This window comes from Actinacidiphila oryziradicis (genome assembly GCF_005047355.1).
GTDB classification, from domain to species: Bacteria; Actinomycetota; Actinomycetes; order Streptomycetales; family Streptomycetaceae; genus Actinacidiphila; species Actinacidiphila oryziradicis.
Map to the genome: position 1 here is coordinate 15,170 of NZ_SUMC01000031.1, position 13,206 is coordinate 28,375.

The window sequence follows — 13,206 nt, forward strand, 5'->3', positions numbered from 1 at the left end:
TCGCAGGTCAGAGCATATCTCAGGGCTTGACAAGTGCGGCCGGAACGTGCTGGAGCCATTGGCGGGAGAACGGTATCCGCAGGTCGGAGCGGGTATGCGGGGAGGTTGAAACGCCCCCGTTACCGATTGCGACACCTTCCACGAAGGGGCGGAACATCCCTATTTGTCGCTCTCGTACGAGTGCATCTTCGCTACGCCGTTCGACCCAAGGACCAGCACGGGGGATGATTTTCGTACAACTTTAAATTGGGCGCCGCGCCGGGTCCGGTGAACACCAGGTAAATCGATCTTGCTGGCCCCGCCGGGAATCACACGGCACCGTTCGGAGCAATCCCGGAATGCATTGCGCGCCCTTGTGCGCCGTTGCACGCCCCCAGGTGGGTGAGGCTGTCCCGCCGAGGGGGTGGCCGGGTGCGGGGCGCCGACAGCGGCTCGGTAACCTGAGCCCGCTGTTAGTTGGTCCAACGTCACATACCGTGCCCCCACCCCTGCCCTCTAGGAGATGCCGCCGCCGTGAGCCGCAGCCTTCGACGCGGCGCCCTCGCCGCCGCCCTCGCGCTCTCTCTCGCCCCGCTCACCGCCTGCGCCGCCGGAAACTCGGCGCAGACGACGGAGGTCAGGCCGGACACCGCCGGGGCCGCCGTGGGCGTCATCCAGATCCTGAACGCCGTGGTCCTCACCCCGCCGCAGACCCAGGCCACCGGACCGGCCTCGGTCTCCGCCCGCGTCTACAACAACGGCAGCCAGAAGCAGACGATCGACTCCATCCAGGTCGGCTCCGCACAGGCCAAGCTCTCCGACAAGGACGGCGGCCAGACCATCACCGTCCCCGCCCAGGGATCGGTGCTGATCGGCGGCAAGGGCAACGCCGCCGCGACCCTCCCGAACCTCCCTGCGGCCACCAAGGACGGCGACTTCCAGCCCGTCGTCTTCGACCTCAGCCAAACCGGCGCGGTCAGCGTCACGACCCCCGTCCAGCCCGCCACGGGCTACTACGCCTCGTACGGCCCTAGCGTTACGCCTTCGCCGAGCGCCTCCGCATCGGCGTCCGCTTCGAAGTCCGCATCGGCCGGCGCTTCCGCCTCCAAGACCCCGGGCGCCAAAAAGAGCTGAGCCCCGCGGCTCTCCCCCGCCCACGCCCGCACCGTACGGCCGGCCTCCCCGGCCGACGGCGCAGGCCCGGCAAAACGCCATCGGACCCCCTCACGCCCATGGCGCGAAGCGGCCCGACCAGCCCCGAGGGGCCGTCCTGCGCGGAGCCCGGCTTACGGCTCGAACTTGTAACCCAGACCACGCACCGTAACCAGATAGCGCGGCGCACCCGGGTCGGGCTCGATCTTGGCGCGGAGGCGCTTGACGTGGACGTCAAGGGTCTTGGTGTCGCCGACGTAGTCCGCGCCCCAGACCCGGTCGATGAGCTGCATACGGGTGAGGACACGCCCGGCGTTGCGGAGCAGCATCTCCAGGAGGTCGAATTCCTTGAGCGGGAGGTCGACCTTGCCGCCGGAGACGGTGACGACATGCCGGTCGACGTCCATCCGGACCGGGCCGGCTTCCAGGGCGGCCGGGGAGATCTCCTCGGGTTCGCCGCGCCGGCGCAGCACCGCCCTGATCCGGGCCACCAGTTCCCGGGAGGAGAAGGGCTTGGTGACGTAGTCGTCGGCTCCTATTTCCAGGCCGACGACCTTGTCGATCTCACTGTCCTTGGCGGTCACCATGATGACCGGGACATTGGACTTCAGCCGCAGCTGACGGCAGACCTCCGTGCCGGGCAGGCCCGGCAGCATCAGGTCGAGCAGTACCAGGTCGGCACCATTGCGTTCGAACTCGTCCAGCGCGTCGGGCCCGGTGGCGGCAATGCCGACCTCGAAGCCCTCCTTGCGGAGCATGTACGACAGCGCGTCGCTGAAGGATTCTTCGTCCTCGACGACGAGTACACGGGTCACGGAAGGACCTCCGGGGCAGGGATGTGATCAGGGAACGTCTCGTAGAGCGAATCGGTATCGGGATCGGTATCGGTATCGGCGGAGTCGGAATCAGGGCCGGAATCGAGGCCGGAATCGTGGAAATCGGCGGCGCCGGCCGCCGCCAGTGCGCGGTCGCGGGCTATCCCGGCCTCCGGCAGCCGCAGCGTGAAGGTGGAGCCCTGGCCTTCGGCGCTCCAGACCGTGACCTCCCCGCCGTGCGAGGCGGCCACGTGCTTGACGATGGACAGGCCGAGCCCGGTGCCGCCCGTCTGGCGCGAACGCGCCGGGTCGACCCGGTAGAACCGCTCGAAGACGCGGTCCCGGTCCTTCTCGGAGAGCCCTATCCCCTGGTCGGTGACGGAGATTTCGATCAGATCGCCACCCGGTGCGGCGATCCTGCGGCCCGCGATCCCTACGCGGGTACGGACCGGGCTGTAGTTGACCGCGTTCTCGACCAGGTTGCCGAGGGCGGCCGCGAGCTGGCCCCGGTTGCCCCAGATGTGGAGGTCGGGGGCGCCGCCGGTGGCCATGGTGATCTGCTTGACGTTCGCCGGATGGCGGCAGCGGTCGACCGCCTCGGCGACCAGGTCGTCGACCTCGACCGGCTCGGCGTCGTCCAGCGGGTCGTCGTTCTGCACCCGGGAGAGATCGATGATCTCCTGGACGAGGCTGGTGAGCCTGGTTGCCTCGTGCTGCATCCGGCCCGCGAAACGGATGACCGCCTCGGGGTCGTCGCTGGCGTCCATCACCGCTTCGGAGAGCAGCGACAGCGCGCCGACCGGGGTCTTCAGCTCGTGGCTGACGTTCGCGACGAAGTCACGCCGTACCGCCTCGATGCGCCGCGCCTCGGTCAGGTCCTCCACCAGCAGGAGCACCAGTCGCGAGCCCAGCGGCGCGACTCTGGCCGAGACCGCGAGGCCCTCGCCCCGGCTGGCGCCTCTGCGTGGAAGGTCCAGCTCTATCTGGCGTATCTCGCCGTCCCGCCGGGTCTCGCGGGCCATCTGCAGCATCCGGTCGACGGCGAGGTGGCCGCCTCGTACCAGGCCGAGGGCGTACGCCGCCGAGCTGGCCTTGACCACCGCGTCGGTCTCGTCCAGGACGACCGCCGATGAGCTGAGTACGGAAAGCACCGTGTCCACCCCTGGCGGGAGCACGACAGCGTCGTCGGGCCGCATGGACGCGCGAGTGGGGCGGGCCTGCTCCCGCTCGCTCCAGCGGAACGCGAGCACAGCGATCACACCGGTGCAGAGACCGGCGATCGCACTGGCTGCGGCGACGGCCGCGTTCACGTTCATGCCTTCAGGTTAGGCGGACGTTTGCGCAGACCCACAGCCATGAGAGCGTCTTCTCGAACAGGCGTTGCCAAGAGTTCACCGTGGTGTCAGTAGTGGTTCACTCCGGATGTCCGGAGGATACGCGTACGCCCGTAAGCGTGGCAGCGTAGGGGCAAACGTCTGTGGACGACGTGCATGAACGGATGGAAGGAACGCGATGCGGGACGCATACCACGAGGAACTCGACTCGATCGGCGAAGGGCTGGTCGAGATGGCCCGACTCGTGGGCTCTGCCATCGGGCGGGCCACCACCTCACTGCTCGACGCCGATCTGAAGATCGCGGAAAGCGTGATCGCGGCCGACGAGAAGGTGGACGACCTGCAGCGCGAGCTGGAGGCCCGGGCGATCAACCTGCTGGCCCGGCAGCAGCCGGTCGCCACCGACCTGCGCATTGTCGTGACCTCCCTCCGGATGAGCGCCGACCTGGAGCGCTCCGGCGACCTGGCCCGGCATGTGGCCAAGCTGGCCCGGCTGCGGTTCCCGCAGACCGCCGTGCCGGGTGATCTGCACGCCACGATCCTGGAAATGGGGCAGCTGGCGCAGCGGCTGATGGCGAAGGCGGCGGAGGTGATCGTCAGCAAGGACGTCGACGACGCGCTCCAGTTGGAGTCCGACGACGACCGTATGGACGAACTGCACCGCACGCTCTTCCAGCATCTGCTGGACGACCGCTGGCAGCACGGCATCGAGACCGCGGTCGACGTGACGCTGGTCGGCCGCTACTACGAGCGGTTCGCGGACCACGCGGTGTCCGTCGCCAAGCGCGTGGTGTACCTGGTGACCGGCGAGCACGCGGACGAGCTGACCCCGGCTCCGACGGTGATCCCCGAGGTGACGGAGGGCAAGTAGGCCCGGTCGCCCCCGCGCTCGCCCGCCCCGGCCCGCGCCGCGTTTGCTTCAATGCGCCGTTGATGCGCCTGCGCGGGACGGCGTTCACTGGGTAGTAGGCATGCAGGCAGCCATAATCGCCGCCCAGCCCAGGAGGGTAATGATGTCGGAAGCCCCCACGTCGACGAGCGCCCGAAACGAGAATTCACCTGACCGGGCCCCGCAGCCCATCGTCAGGATCAGCAAGCAAATGCCCCTACTCGGAGCGTGTGGCTGCGGATCGGGCTGCGGATGCGGCTGCCAGTCCGGCGGGTCATGCCAGTGCGCAGGCTGCTCCGGCTGAGTCGTGCGCGTATGGCAGAGGGCCCGTCCGGTGCGCCGGACGGGCCCTCTGGCTGCATCGTGTCGCCGATCCTGCTCAGTTCGCGGATGGCAGTTCCTGTTCGGCCCATAGTGTCCTCCTCGGTGAGGCGGATGACCAGGTCGTCGAGGTGGGCGAGCAGTTCGTCGGGGGGCAGGTCCATGTCGGCGAGGGTGTGCACGGCGGTGCGGAGCCTGCCCATGGTGGCCGCGGCGTTGATGCCGTGCCCGACCACGTCGCCGACGACCAGCGCCACCCGGGCCCCGGACAGCGGGATCACATCGAACCAGTCGCCGCCGGCGCCGTGGTGGATGTCGGCCGGCAGGTAGCGCGAGGCCACCTCGACCGCGGACCCGCCCGTCAGATGCTGGGGCAGCAGGTTGCGCTGGAGGGCGAGGGCCGCGGTGCGTTCGCGGGTGTACCGGTTGGCGTTGTCCAAGGACAGCGCGGCCCGCGTGACGAGTTCCTCCGCCAGAAGCAGGTCGTCCTGCTCGAACGGCACCAGGTAATCCGTACGGGCGAAGACCGCCACGCCCAGAATCCTGCCGCGCGCGTGGATCGGCACATACATCCAGGAGTGCATTCTGTAGTCATGGATCTTCTCCACCCGTGCCGGGTCCTGGTCGAGCCAGGTGCCGGGGGAGGTGTCTATGACCGGTTCCAGGTGGGACTTCCCGGAGGACAGGACGCTGGTGTAGGGCGAGGTCGGCGGGACGAGGACCGCCTCCCCGGGTGGCCACAGGGCTTCCGGGGCGCCCTGGTGGATCGATGCCAGGCCCGCGCGGCGGAAGACGGGGGTGTGCCGGCCCATCGGCCCCAGCCGGGCCAGGGGCTCCTCGCCGAGCAGCGCGCGCTCAGAGATCATCGTTCCGAAGAAAGCATTATGCGCATATATATTAGATTATGAGTAAATCGCGCACGACTCGGGATGATATGCACGATTCTGAACCAACCTCGACACGGCCCCCAGAGCCGAAAGGGCCCCCTACCAGCGAGAAAACCGCTGGTAGGGGGCCCTTTTGGCGTAACTACTTCTTCTTGCCCTGGTTCTTCACGGCCTCGATGGCGGCCGCGGCGGCGTCCGGGTCCAGGTAGGTGCCGCCCTTCAGCACCGGGCGGAAGTCCGCGTCCAGCTCGTACGAGAGCGGGATGCCGGTGGGGATGTTCAGGCCTGCGATGTCGGCGTCCGAGATGCCGTCGAGGTGCTTGACCAGCGCGCGCAGGCTGTTGCCGTGGGCCGCGACGAGCACGGTGCGGCCCGCCAGCAGGTCCGGGACGATGTCGTCGTACCAGTACGGGAGCATGCGGACGACGACGTCCTTGAGGCACTCGGTGCGCGGCCGCAGCTCCGGCGGGATGGTGGCGTAGCGCGGGTCGTTGGCCTGCGAGAACTCGCTGTCGTCCTCGATCGGCGGCGGCGGGGTGTCGTAGGAGCGGCGCCAGAGCATGAACTGCTCCTCGCCGAATTCGGCGAGGGTCTGCGCCTTGTCCTTGCCCTGCAGCGCGCCGTAGTGCCGCTCGTTCAGCCGCCAACTGCGGTGGACCGGGATCCAGTGGCGGTCGGCGGCTTCCAGCGAGAGCTGCGCGGTGCGGATGGCGCGCTTCTGGAGGGAGGTGTGGACGACGTCCGGAAGCAGGCCTGCGTCCTTGATGAGCTCTCCGCCGCGGACTGCCTCCTTCTCGCCCTTTTCATTGAGGTTGACGTCCACCCAGCCGGTGAACAGGTTCTTCGCGTTCCACTCGCTCTCGCCGTGGCGGAGCAGGATGAGCTTGTACGGTGCGTCGGCCATGGCGTCGAGCCTAATCGAAAACCGATGGCCCCTCGCGGGGCACCCATGCCATCTGCGCTAGCCGCTAGTGGCCATTACATGGCTATTACATGTCGGGAGTCGCCGTACCTGATCTCCGCCGTGCCTTACGCGAAACCGTGTCCGGGCTGCCGACCGGTTTCTGGTGGCTGTGGCTTTCGACCCCGGTCAACCGGGGCGCGCGGTTAGTCCGCCTCCTACGCGGGCCTCTTCGCTTCGCTCTTCGGGCTGCGTGGCCGCTACCAGGGGATCGCGGGGCTGTCCTGGTCGGCCGGTCGCGAACTTCGCCGAGCCGCTGGCCGGTGGCTTCGTCATCGACCGCACGGGCGTGAGCACCGCCGGGTGCGCGGTGGTCGGCACGGTCCCCATGCCGGATTCTGGCTGTTGATGCGGGCGTTCCCGGAACGGGCCGCCTCGGAGGTCAGGATTCCGAAGCCGGTCACTTCCTCTGCCGCGCAGTCCGAACCTGGGCACGCCCTCTGAACGCTGGACTCTGGACATGCGTGCCATCCTCGTACAGCCTTCTCGTCCATGACCGTGTCCGTGTGTTCCCAATTGCCCGAGGCCATCGCCACCGTGGCCGACCGCATAGCGGCGCTCCTGCGAGCCTGCCCGGACCCTGCCGTGCCCATCCCCGGCGCCGAGTGGACCGTAGGGGAGGCCGCGGCGCACCTCCTCCTGGCCAATGAACTGATGGCCGATGTGGCTGCCGGCCATGCGCGGGCGTACGGGGACGGCACCCCCGGGAAGTCTGGCCGCGGCCAACACCGCGTCGCTGGAGGCATTTCCCGAACGTACGCCGGGCGTGCTGGCCGAGGGGATCGTGCGGCACGCGCGAGCCTTTACGGCGGCGGCCGAGCAGCGTTCGCCGGGCGAAGGGGCGGTGACCCCCCTTGGCCCGATGGATCTGGCCACCCTCGGGTCGTATCTGCTCACTCATATGCTCGGCCACGGCTACGACATCGCCGTGGCCCTGCGTCGGCCCCACATGATCGAACGCGATTTCGCCGGTATGACACTGCCCTTCCTCCGGCTTGCGATGCCGCGCGTGCTGAGCGCCCGTGCCACGAGCCACAACGCTTGCTACGAACTGCGGTTGCGCGGCGCGGCGAGCGGTTCCTCCTTCGCGGTGACCTTTGCGGACGGCGCGGTCACGGTGACCTCCGAACTGCCACGCCGCCCCGACTGCACGATCGCGATGGAGCCGGTCACATTCCTCCTGGTCGCACTGGGGCGCCGTACCGCCGCCGGGGCCATGGTCCGGGGCAAGGTCCTGGCGTGGGGCCGCAAACCGTGGCTGGCGCCGGGCTTTCCGGAGCTCTTCACCGCGCCGTGACGGGTACCCTTGCGGCGGGCGCTCCCGGAGTGCGAGCGGCAGCCCGGCCCGTCAGTTGGCGGGCCGGTCGTCCCCGGTGAGGTGTGTGAACGCCTCCAGATTGCGGGTGGACTCCCCGCGCGAGACGCGCCATGCGTACTCCTTGCGGATGGAGGAGGCGAAACCCAGCTCCAGCAGGGTGTTGAAGCTGCCGTCCGCGTTCTCCAGGACGGCGCCGAGCAGCCGGTCCAGCTCCTGCGGGGTGACGGCGGCGAGCGGCAGCCGGCCGACCAGATAGACGTCCCCGAGGCGGTCGATGGCGTAAGCCACCCCATAGAGACGGGTGTTGCGCTCCAACAGCCAGCGGTGGACGGCGTCGTGATTCTCGTCGGGATGCCGGACGACGAAGGCGTTGACGGAGAGAGTGTGCCTGCCGACGATCAGCGAGCAGGTGGTGGACAGCTTGCGGGTGCCGGGGAGCGTGACGACGTATGTGCCGGGCTGGGGGGATTCCCACTCCAGCTCCGCGTCCTTCAGCGTGTCCTCGACGACCTTGCGTGCTTCGGCGGCGTCACCACCCGTGGAGTCACCCATGGGGCGATCGTAGGCGACGCCGGCGCTCCTGCGTGGCAGCGGTGTAGACCTCGGCGGTGGCGGCGGCCGCACCGGCCCAGCCGAAGTCCTGGGCATGGCGGGCCGCGGCGGCTCCGAATTCCTCGCCGAGCCGGGGTTCGTCGATGAAGCGGCGCAGGAGGCGGGCGTAGTCGGCCGGATCGTGGCCGGGTACGAGGAAGCCGGTCCGGTTGTCCAGGACGGCGACCGGCAGGCCGCCGACCGCGGCGGCGACGACCGGGGTGCCGCAGGCCTGAGCCTCGATGGCGACGAGCCCGAAGGACTCACTGTAGGAGGGCATGACCAGCACGGACGCCGCCCGGTACCAGTCGGCGAGCTCCTCCTGGCAGACCGGCGGCTGGAATCGTACGACATCGGCGACGCCGAGGCGGGCGGCGAGCTTCTGCAGCCGCTCCGGCTTGGCGAGGCCGCTGCCGCTGGGGCCGCCGACGACGGGGACGCAGATCCGCTCGCGCAGGGAGGGGTCCTCGTCGAGCAGCACGGCGACCGCGCGGAGCAGTATGTCCGGGGCCTTGAGCGGCTGGATGCGGCCCGCGAAGAGCGGGATCACGGCGTGCTGGGGCAGGCCGAGGCGGGCACGGGCGGCGGCCCGGCCGCCTTCGGCCGGGCAGAACCGGTCGAGGTTGACGCCGGGGTGGACAACGGCGGTCCTGGCCAGGTCGGCGTCGTAGTGACGCACAAGCTCGTCGGCCTCCTCGGCGGTGTTGGCGATGAGCCGGTCCGCGGCACCGACTATCTGCGTCTCGCCGATGACGCGGGCGGCGGGCTCCGAGGTGTCGCCCTCGGCGAGAGCGGCGTTCTTGACCTTGGCCATCGTGTGCATCGTGTGCACCAGCGGCACGCCCCAGCGTTCGGCGGCGAGCCAGCCGACCTGGCCGGAGAGCCAGTAGTGCGAGTGCACCAGGTCGTAGTGGCCCTGCCCGTGACTCGCCTCGGTCTGCACCACACCGTGGGTGAAGGCGCACAGCTGCGCGGGCAGGTCCTCCTTCGCGAGGCCCTCGTAAGGGCCCGCGTCCACATGCCGTACGAGGACGCCGGGGGCGAGCTCGACCGTGGGCGGGACGGCGCCGGTGGTGGCGCGGGTGAAGATCTCGACCTCGATGTTGATCTCGGCGAGACGTTTCGCCAGCTCGACGATGTATACGTTCATCCCGCCGGCGTCGCCGGTGCCCGGCTGATGCAGCGGTGAGGTGTGCACGCTCAGCATCGCGACTCTGCGCGGGCCGCGACCGCCCGTGGCGCCCCAGCGAAGTCGCTGGCCGAACCGGGCCTTGGCCTTGCCCTTGACCTTGGCATTGGCCGTGGCACCAGCCGTGGCCCCGGCCTTGTCGGCCGCCGGATGCTGGCTCACGTGGCGTGCCCTCCTTCGCCTTCGCGTTCCGTTCGGGTCCGGCTTCACCGTCGCACGAATGCCCTGAACGGGTACAACCGCTGGCACCCCGTTGCCATTTCCGCTTTACCAAAGCATGACCCTCGCGGAGCGGGCGGATCGCGCGGGGTGCGAAAATCGGCCCATGCCCCCGCCCCCGCGCCGTATTCCGGCAGCACGCCCGGTCGGCTCGGTGACCCGGGGCACCACCAACCCGAACCGGCTGCGCCGGATGGACCGCTGGATCGCCGCCACCCACGGCGCCGCGCTACGCCGCTGCGCGGACCCCGTCGCCGTCGACCTCGGATACGGCGCCGCGCCGTGGACGGCCGTGGAGCTGCTCACCCGGCTGCGGGCCGTACGCCCCGACACCGAGGTCGTCGGCATCGAGATCGACCCCTCCCGCGTGGCCGCCGCCGAGCCGTACGCCCGCCAAGGGCTCACGTTCGCGCACGGCGGCTTCGAGGTGCCGCTGCCCGCCGGCCGCCGGCCCGTGCTCATCCGCGCCGCAAACGTACTCCGGCAGTACGACGAGGACCAGGTCGGCGCCGTCTGGGACCGGCTCCGGTCCCGCCTGGCACCGGGCGGGCTCCTGGTCGAAGGCACCTGCGACGAGATCGGCCGCCGCCACGTCTGGGTCGCCCTCGGCCCAGACGGACCCCGCACCGTGACCTTCGCCGCCCGGCTCGCGACCCTCTCCCGGCCGTCCGACCTGGCCGAACGCCTCCCCAAGGCGCTCATCCACCGCAATGTCCCCGGGGAGCCCGTGCACTCCTTCCTGGCCGACTTCGACCGAGCCTGGGCCGCCGCCGCACCCTTCGCACCCCTCGGGGCCCGTCAGCGCTGGATCCGCGCCGTGCGCAGCCTTGCCGACAGCGGCTGGCCGGTGACCGACAACCCCACGCGCTGGCGCCAGGGCGAGGTGACCGTACGCTGGGCAGCCCTGGCGCCGGGGCGGCGCGGCTGAGGAAGGTGCGGGGCCGGCGCCTGCGGCGCTTTCCCCTCCCCGCCCCTTCCCGACACTGGGGCTCCGCCCCAGCCCCCGGTCCTCGAACGCCGGACGGGCTGAGATATCACCTGGTTGTGGGCAGGCGTGCCGCAGGGCGATGGGGGCACCTCCCATGCCCTTAAGGCTATGGGGGAGGGTGGCCACAACCGGCCACCGGCCCGCAGATGAAAACCGGGGCCCGGGGCAGAGCCCACCACTCGGCGCCAGCCCCATATGGGCCGCAGCCGGGAAGGGGCGGGACAGGGGAAAGGCCCAGCGCTACGCGTTCGCCACCGCCGCCGCAAACGCCCCGTAAGCCACCGCGTCAAAGAGCACGAACCGCACCTCCTCGGCCCCCACCCCGACCCCCGCCTCGCGGACCGTCCGCACCGCAATCCGCGCAACGTCCCCGACGGGGTACCCGTAGATCCCCGCCGAGATCGCCGGAAAGGCGACCGTGCGCGCCCCGAGCTCATCGGCCACGCGCAGCGCCTCGCGGTAGCAGGAAGCGAGAAGCTCCGACCGGTCCTCATCGGCCGACCACACCGGCCCGACGGTGTGGATGACCCAGGTCGCGGCCAACCGCCCCGCCGTCGTGGCGACGGCCTGCCCCGTCGGCAGCCCGCCCCCGTACCGCGAGGCGCGCAATTTGCGGCAATCATCCAGAATCGCGGGGCCGCCGCGCCGGTGAATGGCGCCATCGACACCACTTCCGCCCAAAAGCGAAGAATTCGCGGCGTTGACGATCGCATCCACGGCCTGCTCTGTGATATCGCCCTGGACGAGCGTGACGTTGGTCATGCCCGGATTCTCCCATCGGAACCGAAATCCCCAGCTAGCGTCCGCATATGACACCGGTGGTTTACCTGCGGGGCCTCCCGCTGGGTCGCGGGCTAGCGCTATGGTCGCCTCTCAGTGCCCGACGACCACCGGACCTCGGGGGGAGGGAAGGACACGCCCGATGCCCACAACCGAGCGGCACACCGAACAGCAACAAGCCATGCTGCCAAGCCAGCGCCAAGAGACCCTGCCCGGCGACGGCCGGCTGGGGCCTGCGGCCGCGCCTGCCCTGACGCTGCTCGTCATCGGCGAGGACCCGACGGGCGCCTTCACCGTCCCCGACCTGCTGGATGCCTCGGGGACCCGGGTGCGGATCCGCCGGGCCCGCAATCTCACCGAGGCTGAGCGGCTGCTGCGGGACGACGTGCACTGCATCCTTCTCGACCTGTCCGGTGAGGCGGAGCTGGAGGGCCTACGCCGGGTGCTGCGGCTGGCGCCGGCCACCGCCGTGCTCGTGACGACCAGCGAGGCCGACACCGAGCGCGCCGCCGAGGCCGTACGGGTCGGGGCCCAGGACTATCTGCACCGCGACGAACTCCGGGCCTCGCACCTCACCCGCGCCATCCGCTACGCGGTGGAGCGCAAGCGGGCCGACCTGGTCCAGCGCCGGCTGACCGAGGCCCGGCTGCTCGCCCAGGAGAACTCCCGCCTGGAGCGCGGCCTCCTCCCCCGGCCCCTCCTCGAGGGCGCCGACCTGCGCTTCGCCGCCCGCTACCGCCCCGGCCGCAGCCGCGCGCTGCTCGGCGGAGACTTCTACGACACCGTACGAACCCCCGACGGCACCGTGCACGCGATGATCGGCGACGTCTGCGGCCACGGCCCCGACGAGGCCGCCCTCGGCGTCGAGCTCCGCATCGCCTGGCGCGCGCTGACCCTCGCCGGCCTCAGCGGCGGCACGCTCCTCGCCACCCTGCAACAGGTCCTGGAGAACGAACGCCAGGACGACGAGATCTTCGCGACCCTCTGCGCCCTCGACATCGCGCCCGACGGCCGCACCGCCGACCTCTACCTCGCCGGCCACCCCTCCCCCCTGCTCGCCGGGCCCGGACGGGTGCCGCAACTGCTCCCGTACGAGCACGGCGGCCCGGCCCTCGGCCTGCTCCCGGAGACGGACTGGGCAGCGGAGCGGGTCGAACTCGGCGAGGTGTGGACCCTCATGCTCTACACGGACGGCCTGATAGAGGGCCGGATCGGCCAGGGCAACCAGCGGCTCGGTCAGGACGGCATGGTCCAGCTGATCAGCGCCCAGCTCGCGGCCGGGCTGCGCGGCGAGGACCTCCTCGACGCGGCGGTGACCGAAGTGCGCGAACTCAACGCCGGAGAACTGACGGACGACGTGGCCCTGGTGCTGCTGGACCGGGGCTGACTCGGGGCCGGCCTCCTGGCCCCGGCCAGTGGCTAGCGGTTGTACGGGCCGTACGGCCCGTCGGAGCTGCTGCCGCCGCCACCACCCCAGCGTCCGCCGCCGCTCCCACCGGAGACCTGCTTGAGGGCGGGCCGGACGTCCACCGTGTAGACGATCACGGCGATCAGTCCGAGGATCGGCAGGAACGAGATGATCGAGAAGAGCTTCATCACGACCGCCGCGATACCGAGGATGATCAGCCAGAAGACCTTGTTGTTCTTGTCCGCCGCCCGGTAGGCATCCTTGCGACGGATCGCGGCGTCGACGAACGCGAACAGCGCGAACACGAACAGCGCCCACGAGACCAGCCCCAGGATGCTGAAAAATCCCTGCACCAACACGCCATCCACCGCCTTC

The 13,206-nt window shown here is 70.3% G+C and carries 12 protein-coding genes and 1 pseudogene; 5 read left to right on the forward strand and 8 right to left on the reverse strand.

Annotated features, from left to right (window positions below; translation table 11 throughout):
- The first annotated feature begins 513 nt into the window (after nt 1–513).
- A complete protein-coding gene (locus tag FCI23_RS28105) occupies nt 514–1,113 on the forward strand; it encodes a DUF461 domain-containing protein (RefSeq protein WP_136726741.1) in 600 nt (199 codons plus the stop codon).
- Nucleotides 1,114–1,265: 152 nt separating this feature from the next.
- Here FCI23_RS28105 and FCI23_RS28110 read toward each other — a convergent pair whose 3' ends face one another.
- Nucleotides 1,266–1,946, reverse strand: a complete 681-nt coding sequence (locus FCI23_RS28110) for a response regulator transcription factor (RefSeq protein WP_136726742.1) — start codon at nt 1,944–1,946, stop codon at nt 1,266–1,268.
- Nucleotides 1,943–3,262 (reverse strand): sensor histidine kinase, encoded by a 1,320-nt coding sequence (locus FCI23_RS28115; protein WP_136726743.1) that lies wholly within the window; start codon nt 3,260–3,262, stop codon nt 1,943–1,945. Before FCI23_RS28115 ends, FCI23_RS28110 begins: the two co-directional genes overlap by 4 nt.
- 196 nt (nt 3,263–3,458) lie before the next feature.
- Between FCI23_RS28115 and phoU the strand changes: the two genes are divergently transcribed.
- Nucleotides 3,459–4,151, forward strand: a complete 693-nt coding sequence (gene phoU, locus FCI23_RS28120; RefSeq protein WP_136726744.1) for a phosphate signaling complex protein PhoU — start codon at nt 3,459–3,461, stop codon at nt 4,149–4,151.
- Nucleotides 4,152–4,582: 431 nt separating this feature from the next.
- Here the strand turns inward: phoU and FCI23_RS28130 are convergent.
- Nucleotides 4,583–5,347 (reverse strand): annotated as a pseudogene (locus tag FCI23_RS28130) (PP2C family protein-serine/threonine phosphatase); the annotation flags it as partial.
- 172 nt (nt 5,348–5,519) lie between these two features.
- Nucleotides 5,520–6,281, reverse strand: a complete 762-nt coding sequence (locus FCI23_RS28135; RefSeq protein WP_136726747.1) for a phosphoglyceromutase — start codon at nt 6,279–6,281, stop codon at nt 5,520–5,522.
- A 718-nt stretch (nt 6,282–6,999) separates the two neighbouring features.
- On the opposite strand from FCI23_RS28135, the gene FCI23_RS28140 reads away from it, so the two are divergent.
- Complete coding sequence (locus tag FCI23_RS28140) at nt 7,000–7,635, forward strand: SCP2 sterol-binding domain-containing protein (RefSeq protein WP_322973905.1); 636 nt, start codon at nt 7,000–7,002, stop codon at nt 7,633–7,635.
- Between the two features lie 51 nt (nt 7,636–7,686).
- Here the strand turns inward: FCI23_RS28140 and FCI23_RS28145 are convergent, their stop codons facing one another.
- A complete protein-coding gene (locus FCI23_RS28145) occupies nt 7,687–8,208 on the reverse strand; it encodes a type III secretion system chaperone family protein (protein ID WP_136726748.1) in 522 nt (173 codons plus the stop codon).
- Nucleotides 8,201–9,454, reverse strand: a complete 1,254-nt coding sequence (gene mshA, locus FCI23_RS28150) for a D-inositol-3-phosphate glycosyltransferase (RefSeq protein ID WP_136726824.1) — start codon at nt 9,452–9,454, stop codon at nt 8,201–8,203. Before mshA ends, FCI23_RS28145 begins: the two co-directional genes overlap by 8 nt.
- A gap of 307 nt (nt 9,455–9,761) precedes the next feature.
- On the opposite strand from mshA, the gene FCI23_RS28155 reads away from it, so the two are divergent.
- Nucleotides 9,762–10,583: a class I SAM-dependent methyltransferase gene (locus FCI23_RS28155; protein WP_136726749.1), complete on the forward strand. Its 822-nt coding sequence runs from the start codon at nt 9,762–9,764 to the stop codon at nt 10,581–10,583.
- 300 nt (nt 10,584–10,883) lie between these two features.
- Here FCI23_RS28155 and FCI23_RS28160 read toward each other — a convergent pair whose 3' ends face one another.
- A complete protein-coding gene (locus FCI23_RS28160) occupies nt 10,884–11,405 on the reverse strand; it encodes an O-acetyl-ADP-ribose deacetylase (protein WP_136726750.1) in 522 nt (173 codons plus the stop codon).
- A gap of 199 nt (nt 11,406–11,604) precedes the next feature.
- Between FCI23_RS28160 and FCI23_RS28165 the strand changes: the two genes are divergently transcribed.
- Nucleotides 11,605–12,810 (forward strand): PP2C family protein-serine/threonine phosphatase, encoded by a 1,206-nt coding sequence (locus FCI23_RS28165; protein ID WP_246144110.1) that lies wholly within the window; start codon nt 11,605–11,607, stop codon nt 12,808–12,810.
- A gap of 32 nt (nt 12,811–12,842) precedes the next feature.
- On the opposite strand, the gene FCI23_RS28170 is transcribed toward FCI23_RS28165, so the two are convergent.
- Nucleotides 12,843–13,190: a DUF2516 family protein gene (locus FCI23_RS28170; protein WP_136726825.1), complete on the reverse strand. Its 348-nt coding sequence runs from the start codon at nt 13,188–13,190 to the stop codon at nt 12,843–12,845.
- Between the last annotated feature and the right edge of the window lie 16 nt (nt 13,191–13,206).

Excerpts from the sequence above, each read along its gene's own strand:
- FCI23_RS28145 (WP_136726748.1), bottom strand. The coding sequence starts at position 8,208 with ATGGGTGACTCCACGGGTGGTGACGCCGCCGAAGCACGCAAGGTCGTC.
- FCI23_RS28115 (WP_136726743.1), bottom strand. The coding sequence starts at position 3,262 with ATGAACGTGAACGCGGCCGTCGCCGCAGCCAGTGCGATCGCCGGTCTC.
- FCI23_RS28140 (WP_322973905.1), top strand. The coding sequence starts at position 7,000 with ATGTGGCTGCCGGCCATGCGCGGGCGTACGGGGACGGCACCCCCGGGA.
- phoU (WP_136726744.1), top strand. The coding sequence starts at position 3,459 with ATGCGGGACGCATACCACGAGGAACTCGACTCGATCGGCGAAGGGCTG.
- FCI23_RS28160 (WP_136726750.1), bottom strand. The coding sequence starts at position 11,405 with ATGACCAACGTCACGCTCGTCCAGGGCGATATCACAGAGCAGGCCGTG.
- mshA (WP_136726824.1), bottom strand. The coding sequence starts at position 9,454 with ATGCTGAGCGTGCACACCTCACCGCTGCATCAGCCGGGCACCGGCGAC.
- FCI23_RS28165 (WP_246144110.1), top strand. The coding sequence starts at position 11,605 with ATGCTGCCAAGCCAGCGCCAAGAGACCCTGCCCGGCGACGGCCGGCTG.
- FCI23_RS28135 (WP_136726747.1), bottom strand. The coding sequence starts at position 6,281 with ATGGCCGACGCACCGTACAAGCTCATCCTGCTCCGCCACGGCGAGAGC.
- FCI23_RS28155 (WP_136726749.1), top strand. The coding sequence starts at position 9,762 with ATGCCCCCGCCCCCGCGCCGTATTCCGGCAGCACGCCCGGTCGGCTCG.